At 51.7% G+C, this 17,293-nt stretch carries 10 protein-coding genes and 1 riboswitch; of the genes, 4 read left to right on the forward strand and 6 right to left on the reverse strand.

Going from position 1 to position 17,293, the window contains the following annotated elements:
* Positions 1 to 190 precede the first annotated feature (190 nt).
* The 4 genes from I2I11_RS12985 to I2I11_RS13000 all read right to left on the reverse strand — a co-directional run bounded on the left by I2I11_RS12985 (position 191) and on the right by I2I11_RS13000 (position 6,151).
* Positions 191 to 1,363, reverse strand: coding sequence for a trans-sulfuration enzyme family protein (locus tag I2I11_RS12985; RefSeq protein ID WP_196268150.1), 1,173 nt, complete (start codon positions 1,361 to 1,363; stop codon positions 191 to 193).
* A gap of 211 nt (positions 1,364 to 1,574) precedes the next feature.
* Positions 1,575 to 3,098 (reverse strand): TSUP family transporter, encoded by a 1,524-nt coding sequence (locus I2I11_RS21575; RefSeq protein ID WP_196268151.1) that lies wholly within the window; start codon positions 3,096 to 3,098, stop codon positions 1,575 to 1,577.
* A 21-nt stretch (positions 3,099 to 3,119) separates the two neighbouring features.
* Positions 3,120 to 3,953: a uroporphyrinogen-III C-methyltransferase gene (gene cobA / locus I2I11_RS12995; protein WP_196268152.1), complete on the reverse strand. Its 834-nt coding sequence runs from the start codon at positions 3,951 to 3,953 to the stop codon at positions 3,120 to 3,122.
* An 80-nt stretch (positions 3,954 to 4,033) separates the two neighbouring features.
* Positions 4,034 to 6,151: a nitrite/sulfite reductase gene (locus I2I11_RS13000; RefSeq protein ID WP_196268153.1), complete on the reverse strand. Its 2,118-nt coding sequence runs from the start codon at positions 6,149 to 6,151 to the stop codon at positions 4,034 to 4,036.
* A 562-nt stretch (positions 6,152 to 6,713) separates the two neighbouring features.
* A riboswitch (SAM riboswitch) is annotated at positions 6,714 to 6,820 on the reverse strand.
* Between the two features lie 447 nt (positions 6,821 to 7,267).
* On the opposite strand from I2I11_RS13000, the gene I2I11_RS13005 reads away from it, so the two are divergent.
* Together I2I11_RS13005 and I2I11_RS13010 are read left to right on the forward strand one after the other, a co-directional pair.
* Positions 7,268 to 8,692, forward strand: coding sequence for a glycoside hydrolase family 125 protein (locus I2I11_RS13005; RefSeq protein ID WP_196268154.1), 1,425 nt, complete (start codon positions 7,268 to 7,270; stop codon positions 8,690 to 8,692).
* 253 nt (positions 8,693 to 8,945) lie between these two features.
* Positions 8,946 to 11,279 (forward strand): GH92 family glycosyl hydrolase, encoded by a 2,334-nt coding sequence (locus I2I11_RS13010; protein ID WP_196268155.1) that lies wholly within the window; start codon positions 8,946 to 8,948, stop codon positions 11,277 to 11,279.
* Positions 11,280 to 11,676: 397 nt separating this feature from the next.
* On the opposite strand, the gene I2I11_RS13015 is transcribed toward I2I11_RS13010, so the two are convergent.
* Together I2I11_RS13015 and I2I11_RS13020 are read right to left on the reverse strand one after the other, a co-directional pair.
* Entirely contained in the window at positions 11,677 to 13,608 is a 1,932-nt protein-coding gene (locus I2I11_RS13015) for a tetratricopeptide repeat protein (protein ID WP_196268156.1), read from the reverse strand.
* Positions 13,605 to 14,069 carry a DUF1569 domain-containing protein gene (locus I2I11_RS13020; RefSeq protein WP_196268157.1) on the reverse strand — a complete coding sequence of 155 codons (465 nt, stop codon included), beginning with the start codon at positions 14,067 to 14,069 and terminating at the stop codon, positions 13,605 to 13,607. Before I2I11_RS13020 ends, I2I11_RS13015 begins: the two co-directional genes overlap by 4 nt.
* A gap of 481 nt (positions 14,070 to 14,550) precedes the next feature.
* Between I2I11_RS13020 and I2I11_RS13025 the strand changes: the two genes are divergently transcribed.
* Together I2I11_RS13025 and I2I11_RS13030 are read left to right on the forward strand one after the other, a co-directional pair.
* On the forward strand, positions 14,551 to 15,573 hold the full coding sequence (locus I2I11_RS13025; RefSeq protein ID WP_196268158.1) for a ScyD/ScyE family protein: 1,023 nt from the start codon (positions 14,551 to 14,553) through the stop codon (positions 15,571 to 15,573).
* A gap of 66 nt (positions 15,574 to 15,639) precedes the next feature.
* The gene (locus tag I2I11_RS13030) at positions 15,640 to 17,004 is read left to right on the forward strand and encodes an FAD-dependent oxidoreductase (RefSeq protein ID WP_196268159.1); all 1,365 of its coding nucleotides are present in this window, start codon (positions 15,640 to 15,642) and stop codon (positions 17,002 to 17,004) included.
* Positions 17,005 to 17,293 lie beyond the last annotated feature (289 nt).

A 17,293-nucleotide genomic window follows, 5' to 3' on the forward strand; every position in this document is an offset into this window, starting at 1 on the left:
TCACCGCTCCCGCTATCAAGTATAAAAGCCGTTCGTCAGAGTTTGACGAACGGCTTTTGCCTTCCTGACTATACTATACTTATACTTTCCAAAGACCTCGCGGTGTGCGCAGCTCCTGCGAGCATCTGAGTACTGGCATCAGACGCTCGCAGGAGCTGCGCACGCTGCGAGGTCAGGTTATACTTTATTTCTAAACCGTTACTTTCTCCAGCGCCTGCTCGATGTCTTCGATGATGTCGTTTATACTTTCCAGTCCAACCGAAATACGGATCAGGCCGGGCGTGATGCCGGTTGCCTGTCTTTCTTCTTCTGTCAGTTTGGAATGTGTGGTAGAGGCCGGATGCGTTACGATGGTACGGGTATCGCCCAGGTTAGAAGTAATGCTGATCATCTTCAGGTTATCAATGAACTGCTGCGCTCCTTTATAGCCGCCTTTCACCGAAAAAGTAACAATGCCACCGCCCTGCTTCATCTGCTTTTTAGCCAGTTCATACTGCGGAAACGAAGGCAGAAACGGATAGCGCACTTCTTCCAGGGCATCATTCTTCTCGAGCACCTGCGCCAGTTGCAGCGCGTTTTCACAATGCCGCTCTATGCGCAGCGACAATGTTTCGAGGCTTTTTGAAATCACCCAAGCATTAAACGGCGACATGGCAGGCCCGGTATGGCGCGCAAAGAAACGTATCTCCGCTATCAGATCTTTGCGGCCTACAACCAAGCCACCCATTACGCGACCCTGGCCATCCATGTATTTGGTAGCCGAATGCACTACCAGGTCGGTTCCATAATCGGTAGGCGTCTGCAGTATGGGTGTGGCGAAGCAGTTATCCACCACCAGAATCAGGTTATACTTGCGTTTGAGCTCTCCCAGCCATTCCAGGTCAATCAGCTCGAGGCCCGGGTTAGAGGGGCTTTCCACCACAATCATTTTGGTAGCCGGCGTAATCAGGCTTTCCCAGGTTTCGGGCGCACTGGCATCGGCGTACGAATGCGTGATTCCCCACTTCGCAAATACACTTGTAAGCAGCTGGTGTGTAGAACCGAACACCGCACGGGCAGCCAGCACATGGTCGCCGGACTGCAGCAGCGCCGCCATACTCGAAAATACGGCAGCCATTCCGGATGCAAAGGCAAAGCCATCTTCCGCCTTTTCCAGGTAACACATTTTATCCAGCAACTCATCCACATTCGGGTTGGAGAAGCGCGAGTAAATATTACCTTCTTCCTCATTGGCAAACACCGCCCGGGCCTGTTCCGCATCTTCAAACATGAAACTGGAGGTCAGGTATAAGGGCACCGAGTGCTCGCGGTTCTGTGAGCGTTTTGCCTGTATGCGGATGGCTTTTGTTTCTTTATCAGACATGAATCAGATTGTTGATAGTTGAATGCTTGGTTGTTAAATTGTTAAATGGGTTTGCTGGTGCGGGCTTGCAGTTGGTATTTATTCTGCAGGTGCTGGTGCGAGCTGCAAGCTCGCACCAGCACCTGCAGAGGAGCCATAGGCGCGCATCTGCAGATGCAAATTATTGAATGGAGGCAGTATGAACGGTTTAACCATTCAACAATCTACACCATCACCCCATAAACGCCATAAAGATAAGGCGCAAACTAACAACTATCACCACAATGCCCACCGTAATCATCATTGTTTTAACCGGAAGCCTGCGGGCAAGTATAGCGCCAAGGGGCGCTGAAATCATGCCGCCAATAATGAGTCCGACTATAACCTGCCAATGCGAGATACCGGCGAGTGAGATAAAGGTAGCCGCGCTGGCAAACGAAACGAAGAATTCAGCCAGATTTACGGAGCCGATTGTGTACATCGGGTGCCTGCCTTTGGCTATCAGCGTGGAAGACACAATCGGACCCCAGCCGCCGCCGCCAATCGCATCCAGAAAACCGCCCGCAGTGGCCAGAAATCCCAGACGCTTGACAGGGCTCTTCCGGTTGCGCTTGCGCAGGGTTTTGCGGATAATCAGCACGCCCAGAACTAAAGTATAGCAGGCCACCACAGGCTTGATGAGGTAGAGGTATGCTTCCATACTATAAAGCAGGTAGGCACCGCAAATGGCACCCAGCACCCCCGGCAGCACCAGCGATTTGAACAGCTTGCTGTTTACGTTGCCAAACTTTAGGTGCATCAGTCCGGAAACGCCCGAAGTAAAAATTTCGGAGGCGTGTACGCTCGCGCTGGCCGCCACAGGCGTTACGCCGAAACTGAGCAGGAAAGTGGTTGCGCTGACGCCATAGGCCATCCCCAGCGCACCGTCAATCAGTTCGGCTACAAAGCCGGCCAGTATGTATACCAGTATGTCTGAATCTACCTGCGACACCGCCTGCATCGCGAAATGGGCAATGCTGCGCATGGGGATGTAACTGAACAGCAGGTGCCCTGTTACCATCAGGGAAATAGCCGCCAGCACCAGCAACAAAATATACTTTGTACTGTATCTGCTCTGCTTCTTTGTGGCCGGGCTTACCAGCACATCCGTAATTTCGTTCAGGCGCTTTACTTTTTCTGAGAAATCGCCCGAAAGCTTTGCGCGGATCTGCGTGAGTTTGTCCAGCACCTGTTCCATCTCGTCTGGCAAGGCTTCGTTCAGTACTTCTTTTATCCGCTTCGCCACCGTTGGTGACTTGCCATTGGTGGAAATGGCCAGCTTCAGACTTCCCTTCTGCACAATGGAGCCCAGATAGAAATCGCATTGCTCCGGTGTATCGGCTACATTGGCCAGTATTTTTCGCGACTTAGCCAGATCCCGGATAGCGCGGTTCAGCACCGCATCGTCGGTTGCAACCAGCACAATATCTTTGCCCGTCAGATCTTCGTCTGCAAAATCACGCTGCTGCAGCGCCAGGTTCGGATGCAGCGCGGCCAACGTATAAATCTCAGGGTGAATGTCGGGCGCTACCAGCGTTACAGCTGCTTGCGGGCTGTTTTTAAGTATGGCATTCAGCTTTTCCAGGCCCACGGCGCCGCCACCAACTACCAGCGTCTGCAGTTCCTCGAGCTTTAAAAAAACCGGGAAAAGCGGATTGGCCGGCGGCGCGACACTGGCGGGCAGTGTTGTTTCAGCTGCTTGAGAGTGGGTGCTCATCGTGTTGTTTATACTTTAGGTTCAGGCTGCAACAAATCCTTGCTGCTGCAGGCCGAATTCCAGGGTATAGCGCAGCGATGGATGATAGGCCACCACCTCTCCGATAACGATGATGGCTGGCGCACCCACGGCATTCGCCTGCACGCGTTCCACAATGTTATGGATGTTGCCGATGGCGATTTTCTCATCCGGCATTGATCCGTTCTGGATAACGGCAACAGGCAAATCGGCCCTGCCCGCCAAAGTATAAATTTCGGCAATCTGCGCCAGTTTGCCCAGCCCCATCAGGATAATAACGCTCGCGCTGGATTGTGCAGCGAGCGGAATGTCCTTTGAGATTTCGCCGGAACTGGTGGTGCCCGTAATCACCCAGAAGCTCTCGTTCACGCCACGGATGGTGAGCGGAATCTGCTGCAATTCCGGCACGGCAATGCTGCTGGAAATACCCGGCACAACCGCCGTTGCGATGTTAAACTTATCCGCATGTGCAAGTTCCTCATAGCCGCGGCCAAACACGAAAGAGTCGCCGCCCTTCAGGCGCACCACATGGCCGTGCGACAAGGCAAACTTTACGATGAGTTCGTTGATCTCGCCCTGCTTGTAGCTGTGCTGCCCGGCACGCTTGCCCACGTATACTTTAAGCGCCGCTGCGGGTGCATACTGCAACAACTCCGGGCTTATGAGTGCATCATACAGCACCACATCGGCCTGCTGCAGGGCTTTTATGCCTTTCATGGTGATAAGGTCCGGATCGCCGGGACCGGCACCTACCAGCGTTAGCTTTGGCTGTTTATCTGAAGCAGGCTGCGCCGGTCCTTGCCGGCTGCCTGTTATATCTTTTCTTGTTAATGCCATCTTCTTACTAGAGTTTTGAATGACTGAATTTTGAATGAGTGAATAATGAAATCTAATTAGTCATTCATTCTAAATTTAAACTATTGCGCTACTGCGGTCAGTTCGTGTTGCCGCTTGCGGTAGCTGGTAGCTTGCTGCAGGAACAGCAGCGCTCCTTCTAAATAGGCCCGTGCAAATTCCTCGTCCGGCTCGTGCTGGTTTAGCTGCGTTACCGTGCTTTTAAAGTCCGGCTCAAACGTGAATTCGCCTGTCGCCACAAAGTGCGTATCGAAGTCCTGCATAATGCCAATCTGCGTATTACACTTTACATCTTTACCCAGCAGCAATGCCTTGGCTGTACTAATGTAGGAACCATAACCATAGTAGATGGCATCAGCAAAACGTTTGTCTTCCAGTGCTTCCGCCGCCCACTCCAGTTTCTCATCAGATTCATACAGCAGCGTCGCTACCAGGTCAATTATCACACCCGCGCATTCTCCCACGCCTATGGCAGGCGCATAGGCATCCTGGTGCCCCCAGTCCACAAAGTCATCTGCAGTCAGGTTGCTGATATCGGCCAGCGGCTTCAGCATCTGGTAAAAATAATCCTTGCCCTGCCGGTCGTAGTAATCATTGAAGCGCTCGTTGTCCTGTTTGTTTGCTTTATAGTCGTTGATAACGTAGCGCAGCACATCCGTTGCTTTCTTGGCAGGCACTTTGAGGATTTTTTGCGCGGCGCGGCCTTCGCCGTTGCCCACGGTACCGCCACCCAGCAACACCTGCAGGGCCGGCAGCACGCTCTTTCCGCTCTTCAGCGATGAGCCATGAAAGCCGATGTTGCTGATGCCATGCTGCCCGCAGGAGTTCATGCAGCCGCTTATCTTTATTTTAATGTCGGTGTTAAAGATCAGCTCAGGGTACTCGCTGATGATTACGTCTTCCAGCACCTTCGCAAACGTGGTACTGTTGGAGATGCCCAGGTTACAGGTATCCGTGCCGGGGCAGGTAGTTACGTCGGCCACACTGTTAAAGCCGGGTGCTGCCAGACCCAGTGCATCCAGCTGCGAGAAGAAGTATGGCAGGGCTTCCTGCTTCACATACTTCAGTAACAGGCCCTGGTTTTGGGTTACCCTTATCTCGTCGGCGGCAAAATCATGCACCAGCGGCGCCAGTTGCCGGGCGGTAGCGGTACTGACATCGCCTGTCGGCACTTTTACATAGATACCGTAGTATCCCTCCTGCTTCTGGGCAAACACGTTGGTTTTCAGCCAGCTGCCATACTTTTCTGTGTTGTCAATCACGAAATCAGGAATCGGCTTCGGTGCAGGCAGGGCAGGCGTAAAGTCCGCTGTTTTATCTACTTCAAAGCTATGTACTTTCAGCGCCGCGGCTTCTTCTTTCACCAGGCGCATCACCTCTTCCAGCCCAAGCTTGTTCAGCACATACTTAAATCTGGCCTTGTTGCGGTTAGTCCTTTCGCCGTAGCGGTCAAACACGCGGATAATATTTTCAATCAGCGGAATTGCCTGATCCTCCGGCAGGAAATCATAGAGCGGCTGCGCCAGCATCGGCTGCGCGCCCAGGCCACCGCCGATTACCACCTTAAAGCCACGCACGGTTTCGCCGTTTACCTCCTGCAGCTTAGGTATAAAACCAACATCGTGGATGTAGGTCATGGCTGTATCGCTGTCGCTGGAGGAGAACGTTATCTTAAACTTGCGGCCCATTTCCTGGCAAACAGGGTTGCGCAGGAAATAACGGAAAGTCGCATCGGCATAAGGCGTCACATCAAAAGGCTCATTTGGATCTATGCCTGCTTCGGGCGAGGCCGTAACGTTACGCACCGTGTTGCCACAGGCCTCCCGAATGGTAATGTCTTCCCGGTCGAGTTTTGCCCATAGTTCCGGCGTTCTGTCCAGGCTTACGAAGTGCAGCTGAATGTCCTGGCGCGTGGTCAGGTGCAGGTTGCCGGTTGCATACTCGTCTGATATGTCCGAGATGTGGAGCAGTTGCTTTGTCGTCAGCCTGCCGAACGGCAGTTTGATGCGAACCATCTGCACACCCAGCTGGCGCTGCCCATAGATGCCGCGCGCCAGGCGCAGGCTTTTAAACTTATCTTCCTGGAGCTTGCCCTCGCGGTATTGCCGGATTTTTTTCTCCAGTTCAATGATGTCTCTTTCTACAATTGGGTTATCTATTTCTGATGTGAAACTTTGCATGTTCTGAGTTCTTGTATGATGTATAATTTGCCCTGATGCCCTTCAATTCATATTTGCTGCCAGGCGTACAGAAGTTTACAGTAAAAAGCAATATATAATAAGATGACCGGGAATCAGCGGGAGCTATGACAACAGCGCCCCTGGCGCATGGTAGCTGAAAACTTTATCCCGGAAGTTTGAACAGCCATGCCGGCTGCGGAAAGTATAGGAAACTGCGCCGCAGAAGATACAAAGCGGTGCTGTTTTGATGTGTTTATGCTGGTTGTTGCTGCAATCATGGCAATAAGGCTGCGCACCCGATGCCCGCATACAAAGTATAACCCGGCCAGCTAAAGGTGCAAAAACAAAATTATAAATGATGATAAGCCTGGTGAGACGAAAAGGCGGCCGTGTATAACTTACTGTACGCGCATACTACCAGGAAAAGAGAGGTTCCTTAGCAGGAACAGCAGCTACAGCAACAACAATGCATTTGCCAGGATGTGGCAGCAACAGGAGAAAAGTTATCAGAAACTTTAAGCTGACAGGTAAGAGCGGTACTAACTGATTTGTTCATGTTTTTAATTTATATTTTCCCTTTTGTTTGTTGGGCAGGACTTGGCACCTTTCCATGCGGATGGTTGCCAGAGGGTCACAGAGCCTGTTCTCTCGCCTCTTCGTCTATAAATTTCTTGCGGGTAGCAATACTATTCGTTACAAAACTAGCAAATAAAATTGAGAAGTTTGTCAAAATTATTCATTTTATGTGCTTTTTTTCTCCACTTTAAAATTTGGGTTGTTTATCCCCGGATTAATGCAACACCGCCGGGGGCTAATTGGTGCCTTAATCCTGATAAAATAATCAGGAGAATTGCTAAACAGCCTTTTCTACAAGTATGGACAACGCCAGGTATAAACCGATACAATAAAGCACCTCCTGCTTTTAACACTTACAAATTCCTATGCAGGGGGCATATTTCTTTTAACTTCATCAATTTAAATATTAATTTTAGGACGATGAATGACAAATTGCGCCAGGTTATAAACAACAGCATAACTTTACATCTTTAACCCCCTGACCCCGACTACCATAACTTCTTAAAGCATACTACCTCTACCTAAAGCACCCTAAAACATATGGTTACCAGAAGAGACTTTCTTAAAACCGGCGGTATTGCTGCCGCAGGCGTTGCCTCCGGCTTTTCGCTGACATCTTTCACGCTGCAGGACGCGCTGGTGAACCGGCGGCCGCCCCTGAACGAGCGGAATTTTACCAGCAAAGTGGTGGAGCAGAAAATAAAGGAGGTAAAGAAAGCCATTGGCGACAAGGAACTGGCCCAGCTCTTCGAAAACTGCTTCCCGAATACGCTCGACACCACGGTGAAGTACCAGGAAATGAATGGCAAACCAGATACCTTCGTTATTACGGGCGACATCAACGCCATGTGGCTTCGCGACTCAAGTGCACAAGTATGGCCCTATCTGCCCTTTGCCAAAGAAGACAAGAAACTCCGTAAGATGCTGGCCGGCGTGATTAACCGTCAGGCAAAATGCATCCTGATTGATCCCTATGCCAATGCCTTCAACTTCGGACCAACCGGCAGTGAATGGGAAACCGACCTGACCGACATGAAGCCTGAACTGCATGAGCGCAAATGGGAAGTAGATTCGCTCTGCTACCCGATTCGCTTGGCACACGGCTACTGGAAAGCCACTGGCGACACCTCCTGCTTCGACGAGAACTGGGCAAAAGCCATGCAGTTGGTAGTTGATACTTTCCGGACGCAGCAGCGCAAAGAAGGCCATGGGCCTTACAAGTTTCAGCGCGTAACAGGCTGGCAAACCGATACGGTAGCCGGCGCGGGTTATGGCAACCCTATCCAGCCGATTGGCCTTATCTGCTCCACCTTCCGCCCTTCCGACGATGCCACCACTTTCCTGTTCCTAGTGCCGTCTAACTTCTTTGCCGTGGTATCGCTAAGGCAGCTGGCAGAGATGAGTGAAAAAGTGCTGCACAACACCGCCCTGGCCGCTGACAGCACCAAACTGGCTGACGAAGTTGAGCAGGCGCTGCAAAAGTATGCCGTAGCGCCGCACCTCGATTTTGGTAAAATACACCCCTACGAAGTAGACGGCTTCGGCAACAAACTGTTTATGGATGATGCCAACATCCCGAGCCTGCTGTCGCTGCCTTACCTGGGCTGCTGTCCTATTAACGATCCTATTTACCAGAATACCCGCAATTTCGTGCTCAGCCCCAGCAACCCCTACTTTTTCAAAGGCAAGGCAGCCGAAGGCATCGGTGGTCCGCACATAGGCCTGGAGATGATCTGGCCGATGAGCATTACCATGCGGGCACTTACCACCACCTCGGACGAAGAAATAAAGCATTGCCTCCAGATGCTGAAAACCACGCACGGCGGTACCGGCTTTATGCACGAGTCCTTCCACCAGGACAATCCCGAGAAATTTACGCGCAAGTGGTTTGCCTGGGCCAACACCCTGTTCGGCGAACTTATCCTAAAGCTCTACAACGAAAAGCCATACCTGCTGAAAGCATAAATTGAAGATTACGAAGCAATAATGCACTGAAGCGCCGCTTCTAGCTCCTCCTGACAGTCAGGGCTGATTCATTCTTCGTTTTGTCATCCTGTAAGGATCTTATTGGCAAGTTGCAAAGGCTTAACCTCCCTTCAACCAGGTTTCTTAACAGAATGACATGAAATTTTAGTGTCTGATTTCAGAATAAAACAGCCCTGCTCCTGAAAGGTCTTAGAAGTAGGTTTTCAGCAGCAAGTAAAGACGCAAATTGTAAATGGCATCATCCGACATCCATAAACCCAAGGCAGTGAAAGCATTGTATAAGTATACCCTTGCATCATTGCTGGCTACCGGCCTTTTGCAGGCATGCACCACCGGAAAAGAACAAAGTATAAAGCAGGATACCGCAGAGCTCACCGCCTACGTAGATCCTTTTATCGGCACAGGCGCCCACGGCCATACATATCCCGGCGCCACTGTACCGTTCGGGGCCGTACAGCTGAGTCCCGATAACGGACAACAGGGCTGGGACTGGTGCTCGGGCTACCATTATTCCAGTGACTATATTTCAGGCTTCAGCCATACGCACCTGAGCGGCACCGGCATCGGCGATTTATGCGATATCTCGGTAATGCCCGTAACCGGCAAGGCAAACTGGCTCCGCCCGCCCGTGCAGGATGCCGGCCATACTGCCTACGCTTCGTCGTTTTCGCATGCCGATGAAACAGCTGCGCCTGGTTACTATGCCGTGCTACTGAAAGATTACAACATCTGGGCAGAACTGACAGCCACCACCAGAACCGGTTTTCATAAGTATACTTTCCCAGCCACCGATAGTGCTGCCATCATCTTTAACCTGGGCTTTGCCATCAACTGGGACTCCCCGACTGATGCCTACCTCCACATCGAAAACGACTCCACTATCTCTGGCTACCGCTTGTCTAAAGGATGGGCCGAGGATCAGCGCGTATACTTTGTAGCTACTTTCTCCAAACCTTTCACCAACTACACCACGGTGGTAGACAGGCAGGCACCGGGCAAAGCTGCCGAAGCAAAAGGGCGCTTTGTTAAGGCTAAGTTCGATTTTAATACTTCGCCCGGAGAAGCCGTTTACCTCAAAGTCAGTATTTCCCCGGCAAGTATAGCTGGCGCCAAAGCAGGCCTGGCACAGGAGCTGCCCGGCTGGGATTTTGAACAGACCAGGGCCGCAGCAAACGCTTCCTGGAACGAAACCCTGGGGCAGATACAGGTTAAAAGCCCGAATGACTCGCTGAAAAGGATTTTCTACACGGCGCTTTACCACACCAAGTTGGCTCCCGTTGTTTTCAGCGATGTGCAGGGCATGTATAAAGGAGCCGACAGCCTGGTGCATGAGGCAGAAGGCTACACCAGGTACAGCATCTTTTCGCTGTGGGATACTTTCCGGGCGGCCAATCCGCTGTTTACGGTGGTAGAGGGCGACCGCGTAAATGCGATGGTGCGCTCGTTGCTGAGCCACTACCGCCAATATGGGCTGCTACCCGTGTGGGAACTGGTGGGCAACGAAACCAACACCATGACCGGCTACCACGCCGTTCCCGTTATTGCCGATGCTTACCTGAAGGGCTATCGTGATTATGACGTGGAGGAGGCTTATGCGGCCATGAAGAAAAGTGCCATGCAGGATATCCGTGGTGTAAAATTCTACAAACAGTATGGCTTTATACCTGCTGATCTGGAAAACGAATCTGTTACTAAAAACCTGGAGTATGCCTACGACGACTGGTGCATTGCGCAGGTAGCCAAAGATTTGGGCAAAACAGAAGATTACGACTACTTCATGAAACGTGCCCACAGCTACCGGTTTCTGTTCGACCCTGCTACCGGCTTTATGCGTGGCATAAAAACAGATGGCACCCGCAACGCCGCCTTCGACCCCAAATACTCGTCGCACCGCCAGGACACGGATTACACTGAAGGAAACGCCTGGCAGCACAGCTGGTTTGTGCCGCAAGATGTGCAGGGACTGATTAACCTGCATGGCGGCCAGGCAGCTTTCATCCAGAAACTGGATGCTTTGTTTAATGAAACCTCAGAGATAAACGGCGCCAATGCTTCCCCGGATATTTCGGGCCTGATTGGGCAGTACGCGCATGGCAACGAGCCCAGCCACCACATCGCTTACCTCTACAACTATGCCGGCGCGCCCTGGAAAACCCAGCAGATGGTGCACCAAATCCTGAAAACCATGTACAAAGCTACTCCCGATGGTATCAGCGGCAACGAAGACTGCGGACAGATGTCGGCCTGGTATGTTTTCAGCGCAATGGGTTTATACCCCGTTAACCCGGCATCAGGAGTATACATTATCGGCAGCCCGCTTTTTGAGGAGGTAAGTATAAAAGTACCAGATGGCAAACACTTCCGTGTAACGGCGGCAGGCGTATCGGACCAGAACATATACATTCAGTCGGCCACCCTGAACGGCAAACCGCTGAACAGAAGTTATATTACGCATGCAGAAGTAATGGCTGGCAGCGATTTGAAACTCGTCATGGGTCCGACACCCAACAAAGCCTGGGCCAGCACACCCGGCAGCTATCCGCCATCAATGAGCAGGGCTGAGTAAGAATCAATGCAGGAGTGCTATACTTCATCTGCGGAAGTATAGCACTCCCTAACCTTTGTAAAGCTAACCATTAACGCGCTGGTGCGAGCTTGCAGCTCGTACCTCAACTTTTAAAATCGTACTAAATTAAAATAAAGAAGACGTAAATATTTCCAAACCCGGTAGGTTTTAAAACCTACCGGGTTTGCTTTGCTAATCCTTCCTGCCATAAACAAGTATGTTTTTTAAAATCTAACGGATATCAGAAGGCAGCAAAGTATGCGGAGCAGGAGACTGAAAGAGACAGCAAAGGGGTACGAGCTACAAGCTCGCACTAGCGACAGATAGAGCAACCTCGCTGGTGCGAGCTTGTAGCTCGTACCTTACACTCTAAAGATTAAACCCACGAAAACACTCCCTAAGCCAGAGGCAGCTGTATCGTAAACTCGGTGTATTCCCCTTCCTTCGAGTCAACGCGTATCTCGCCGCTGTGGCCGTTGGTAATAATATCATAGCTGATGGAAAGGCCGAGGCCGGTGCCCTGCCCGGTGGGTTTGGTGGTGAAAAAAGGCTGAAAGATCTTATCCTTTACGGCTTTGGGAATACCGGTACCGTTGTCGCGTATCTTGATTTCCACTTTGTCGTCCAGGAGGTCCGTGCTTACGCGCAGTTCGGGCTGGTAGCTGCTATCTGCCTGATCGAGCTTTTTCTGGATGGCATAAAAGGCGTTGTTATACAGGTTCAGCAACACACGTCCTATTTCCTGGGGAACCATGTTTACTTTACCGACGTGCTCATCAAAGTGGGTAGTGAGGGCCGCTGAGAAGCTTTTGTCTTTGGCCCGGAAACCATGAAACGAAAGGCGCAGGTATTCATCGGCCAAAGCATTTAAAGCAACAGGCTGTTTGTCTCCGCCGGATGCCCGCGAATGCTCCAGCATGTCTTTTACAATGCTGTCGGCTCTTTTTCCGTGATGGTGTATCTTCGTTAGGTTCTGCTCCAGCACCGTAACCAGTTCCGCTTCCAGAGCGGCATCTCTGTCTTCTTTCTGGCTTTCTTCCCGCAGTTCCGCTATCAGCTCCAGGCTCACCTCCGAAAAGTTGTTTACAAAGTTCAAGGGGTTCTGTATCTCATGCGCCACGCCGGCGGTAAGTTCGCCCAATGAGGCCATTTTCTCAGCCTGTATGAGTTGCTGCTGTGTTTTCTGCAGCTGGTCGTAGGTCTTCTTGAGTTCGATGTGGCGCAGCCGGTGTATTTCGGCTGTTCTCTTTTCCGCTTCTATCTGGTTGGTGAGCTCCAGGTTTTTGAGCTTGGCGCTCGCCGACAGGTTGATGACTTCTTCTTTGTGGAGGTGGAACTGCTCGTAACTGCGCAGCGCCTGTTCATAATCTCCGGTCTTCCGGTATACTTCCGACAGCGCCAGATAAATTTCAAACATCAGGTACTTCAGGTTTGCGCCTTTGGCTGTTGTCAGGGCCTGCTCCAGGTAACTGATGGCTTCGCCGTAGCTGGCTTGGGCCATGTATACTTTAGCGATGCCGGTGCACAGGCGGCAATAGTTAGCCGGAAACGGATTGGCGTGTTGCTTTGCCTGCGCCAGTGCCTCCGCATACAACTTCTCCGCTTCGCTGAGCCTGTCCATCTCCAGATACAAGTCGCCCAGGTAGTTCATCGACACCAGCCAGCCATGTATTTCCCCAATCTCCTTCCGGATAGCCAGGCTTTCGAGCAGGTGTGCTTCAGCCTGCTGGTATTGCTTCCGTTTCTGCTCCACAATAGCGATGCCTACCAGCACAGCCGCAATGCCGGCGCGGTCGTTTAGCCTCCGTCTGATTTCTATACTGCTGTCGTAGTGTTTATAGGCTTCGTCGAGGTTGCCGAACTGAAAGTTGATATAGCCCAGTTGCATCTGGCAGGCCGCCTCTCCATCTTCGTCGCCAAGCGCCTGCCGTAAAGCAATGCTTTGCTGGCAGAACACCAGCGCCTGGTTGTAATCGCCGATGCTCCTGTAAACCAGGGCCAGGTTGTACTGCGCATGCCCCTGTCCCTGCTTGTCTTTGAGCTTGTTAAAAATACGGGCTGCTTTGCCGTTTAGCTGCAGGGCCACGCCATAGTTGGCCAGCACCATTTCCGCAAAGCCCTGGTTCAGGTAAGCTTCGGCCAGCCCTTTCTGGTAAGCTGCTTCTTCGGCAAGCGCAACAGCCTCCCGGCTTCTTTGCAACGACAAAGAAGTGTCGGTGTGCCGGAGTGCATAGGCAAGGCGGTTCAGCAGATCAACGCGGCAAATTGTTTCCCTGCACTCCTGCAGTTGCGCTTCCAGGAGCCGGGTACTTTCGTTGATAGCGCTCACATGCCAAACTGTGTAAGGTGATAATCCGCATGGGCATAAGCCAGGTAGCCCCAGTCGTCTCTGGACATTTTTCCGAAGGCTGTATGAAATTTGCTGAGTTCAGTGCTGTCAATCAGCCGGTCTACAGTGGCTTTGTACCGCTGCTTTTCTGATTCTATATCCTCCACAGCCGTACCCAGGCCTACCACATCTACTTCCGGAAAAGTCTGGATATTGCCTTTCTCCCGGCCCGGCGGCTTGATGTTGTTCAGGAACATCCATTTAATTAAAGTGCGGGTCAGCAAAGTGCTTCTGTCCGGCATCGGTATTTCGTCAAAGGCCATGCGGTTTGCCTCCGAGAGGTGGCGTAGCATTTGCGTGGCTGTCAGCTTGCCCCACATACCCTTGGTATCGGCATTGAGCTTATCCACCCGCTCAAAAAGGAGCGGTTTTATCCCAGGTTCAAAAATGCTGTGCTTCATCTGAAAAGATATTTATGGATTGTAGACCTTTGTTAACCGGAACTATGCCTTCCAAAATCACCGGCTATCAGCACTCCTAAAATACAATATATTTCTCAGATTATACCATACTTTTCATAGTATTTATCAGTGCGTTTTTACCTTTAAATACCGGCTTCCCCGTTTCGTCCTGGCGCTTCCGGCAACTCCCCTAGAAGCTCGGTATTATTCCCTCATTTTAAGAACAGGCATACCCATCCGGAAAGATTTACGCGCGCTATTATAAGACTAAAGCGCTGTTCGAATACTGAAAAATCAGTATTGTTTGCCTCGCCGGAGAAGTATACTTTACCAGCCAGTAATTTAGCGACAGGCAGTGCCGTTAGCGCTGCCTACGCCGGTTAATCAGCCAGTACAACAAACAGCAAAAAAGGGCTTTGCAGCAGATGCCTTGTCAATAGCTGCCTTTTAGAACAAATCCTTTGCACTTAATCTTACAGCTATGCGACAACACCTTGCCTTTTCTCTTTTGCTGCTTGTGCTTGCCGGCGCCACCGGCTGCGAGTACCTGCCCGATTTTGTAGAAAAACCGGAACCTCATGAGCCACAGGTAAACGAGTATGCCTCCGGCCTGACGGCACCACTGGGTATTGAATCAGATGCAAAAGGCCAGTTATGGATTACGGAGGCCGGTACCGGCCTTGCCGATGACGGGCAGCTGTCCATCATTACACCGCAAGGGAATGTGTTTCCGGTGGTAACGGGCTTCCCTTCTGTTGTCAGCCCCGAGGGGGCTGTATTTGGGCTCAACCACCTTCTCCTCGCAAATGATACGCTGTGGATGCTGCACGGTGTGGAGGGAAAACTTTACAAGCTGGCTACAGCCTCGATCAGGCCCGGTGAAGCTCCCTTACAGGCAAGTGCATTGGCCTATGAGGATATCGGCGCCTTTGTAAGAGGGTATGACTTTGAGGACGACACGGATGAGACCGATCTTTTTAACCTTACGACCGGACCTGAGGGAGATTTATACATGGTAGATGCGGCTGCCAATGCCATTATCCGCCGGAAGGCCTCCACGGGAGCGTTGAGCGTTTTCGCGCTCCTGCCCCCTATCGGCAACCCCTCGGGAGAACCGGCTCAGGTAGAGGCGGTTCCCACCGGTATCGTTTTCGATGGGCACAAATTCCTGGTCTGCACGTTTACCGGATATCCTTACCCAGCTGAGAAAGCTGCCATCTACCAGGTCGATCTTCAGGGGAATGTCTCCCTTTACCAGTCAGGCTTATCGACTTTAACCGATATCGAGCTGGGGGCTGACCAAGAGCCAGTCGTAGTAGAATATGGCACCTGGACAGGCGAGACATTTGTAGAGAACTCAGGCACCATCGTGCGTGCCACGCCGGGGAAAAATACAGCCCTGGTTACCGGGTTAAACTTCCCCAACTCCATTGAGCGAAGCGGCTCCAAAACCTACTACATCGCACAGACCTTTGAAGGGAAAATACAAAAAGTAACCTTCTAATCAAACTCATGGCCGGTGGGACTTGCCTCCAGCCTGCTAAAATTTCTCCTTTAAACGGCGGAACGTATGAACAAGATGCCGGGAACGTCTGCCCTGGTGATTGGGGGAAGCCTGGCGGGCCTGCTGGCTGCCCGCGTGCTCAGCGATTATTTTGAACAGGTAATTATCGTTGAGCGTGACGTGGTGCATGACTTTCCCGAAGCGCGTAAGGGGCAGGCCCATACGCGCCACCTACACGGCCTGCTGGCGCAGGGGCTCACCATCCTGACACACTATTTCCCGGACCTGCACGAAGGTTTGATGAGCGGGGGCTCTCCTTTACTGGACATGGCCCAGAGCATGCGGTGGTATTGCTATGGGGGCTACCGGGCCAGGTTTGCATTGGGATTGAAAGGCATCGTGACAAGCCGCCCCTTTCTGGAGTGGCACATCCGCCGCCGCGTAGCTGCGATCCCAAACGTGACTATCAGTGATGGCTATTCCGTGGAAAAGCTGCTGACAAGTGAAAATCAGAAGCAAATAACCGGAGTGCAGCTGGTAAAGGCAGGTACAGACAGCGTACCTCAACACCTTTTCGCTGACCTGGTAATCGATGCCGGCGGACGCGGCTCCCGGTCGCCGAAGTGGTTGGAAGAAGCAGGCTACCAAAAACCGGAAGAAAGTACTGTTACTTGTGGTGCCGGGTATGCCACCCGCATTTACGAGCGTGATGCTTCGCTTCCCGGAAACCAGGATTGGGTATTTGTAACGCCCGAAGCGCCCCACGAATACAGAGCAGGTGCCGCTTTTCCGGTGGAGCATCATAAATGGATCGTATCGCTAGGAGGCTGGCATGGCCACCATGCCCCCACGGACGAGGAAGGGTTTATCGCTTTTGCCAAAAGCTTACCCGCGCCGGACGTACACACCATTATTACGACCTCTACACCGCTCTCTGATATCGTCAGCTATAAGTTTCCGGCCAGTTTGCGGCGGCATTATGAAAAGCTGGACGACTTCCCGGAAGGCTATCTGGTGTTAGGCGATGCGGTATGCAGTTTTAATCCGCTTTACGGGCAGGGCATGACGTCAGCGGCCATGCAGGCTGCCGCCCTGGACAAACTGCTGCAAGAGCAACCCGGCCTGCATCACCTGTACAAGCCCTACTTCCGGCAAATAGCCCGCATCACCGATATCCCCTGGCAGACAGCGGTGGGCGAAGATTTCCGTTTTCCCGAAACCAGGGGCAGGAAAGCGCCCGGAACTGATTTGATTAACGCTTACATGGACAGCGTACACCGGGCAACCCACCACGACGCCGTGATAGGCGCAGCCTTCCTGAACGTCATGAACATGCTGGCACCGCCGGCCAGTTTACTGAGTCCCCGGATTCTGTGGCGTGTTCTTAAAAGCATCGCGCAAAGGCGATCTGACCCGCACAATTCTTTTTAGTGCTCTAAACGGATTGATGCAACTTTACCCCTCACCGGCGAAAAACAAAGGCATTACGTTGAGCAGGAGATAAAATGATGAATCTGCTTTATTAAAAATAATCTATACTTTTATACTTACTATTATACAATTTTCAGTACCTTAAGCCTCTGTTTGAACAACGAATACAGATATTTATTGTTCGAAGCTGAGAAAGACGACGGCGCTCCCTTGAAGAGAAGATGAAGCTGCTGACTACCTAACTGGCTGTTCAGTTTGAGGAAAGTGCCTTTCTGGAAAAGCGAAGTCA

Source organism: Pontibacter rufus, from assembly GCF_015694705.1.
GTDB classification, from domain to species: domain Bacteria; phylum Bacteroidota; class Bacteroidia; order Cytophagales; family Hymenobacteraceae; genus Pontibacter; species Pontibacter rufus.

Coding starts and splice junctions, on each gene's coding strand:
- I2I11_RS12985 (WP_196268150.1), bottom strand. CDS start 1,363: ATGTCTGATAAAGAAACAAAAGCCATCCGCATACAGGCAAAACGCTCA.
- I2I11_RS21575 (WP_196268151.1), bottom strand. CDS start 3,098: ATGAGCACCCACTCTCAAGCAGCTGAAACAACACTGCCCGCCAGTGTC.
- cobA (WP_196268152.1), bottom strand. CDS start 3,953: ATGGCATTAACAAGAAAAGATATAACAGGCAGCCGGCAAGGACCGGCG.
- I2I11_RS13000 (WP_196268153.1), bottom strand. CDS start 6,151: ATGCAAAGTTTCACATCAGAAATAGATAACCCAATTGTAGAAAGAGAC.
- I2I11_RS13005 (WP_196268154.1), top strand. CDS start 7,268: ATGGTTACCAGAAGAGACTTTCTTAAAACCGGCGGTATTGCTGCCGCA.
- I2I11_RS13010 (WP_196268155.1), top strand. CDS start 8,946: ATGGCATCATCCGACATCCATAAACCCAAGGCAGTGAAAGCATTGTAT.
- I2I11_RS13020 (WP_196268157.1), bottom strand. CDS start 14,069: ATGAAGCACAGCATTTTTGAACCTGGGATAAAACCGCTCCTTTTTGAG.
- I2I11_RS13025 (WP_196268158.1), top strand. CDS start 14,551: ATGCGACAACACCTTGCCTTTTCTCTTTTGCTGCTTGTGCTTGCCGGC.
- I2I11_RS13030 (WP_196268159.1), top strand. CDS start 15,640: ATGAACAAGATGCCGGGAACGTCTGCCCTGGTGATTGGGGGAAGCCTG.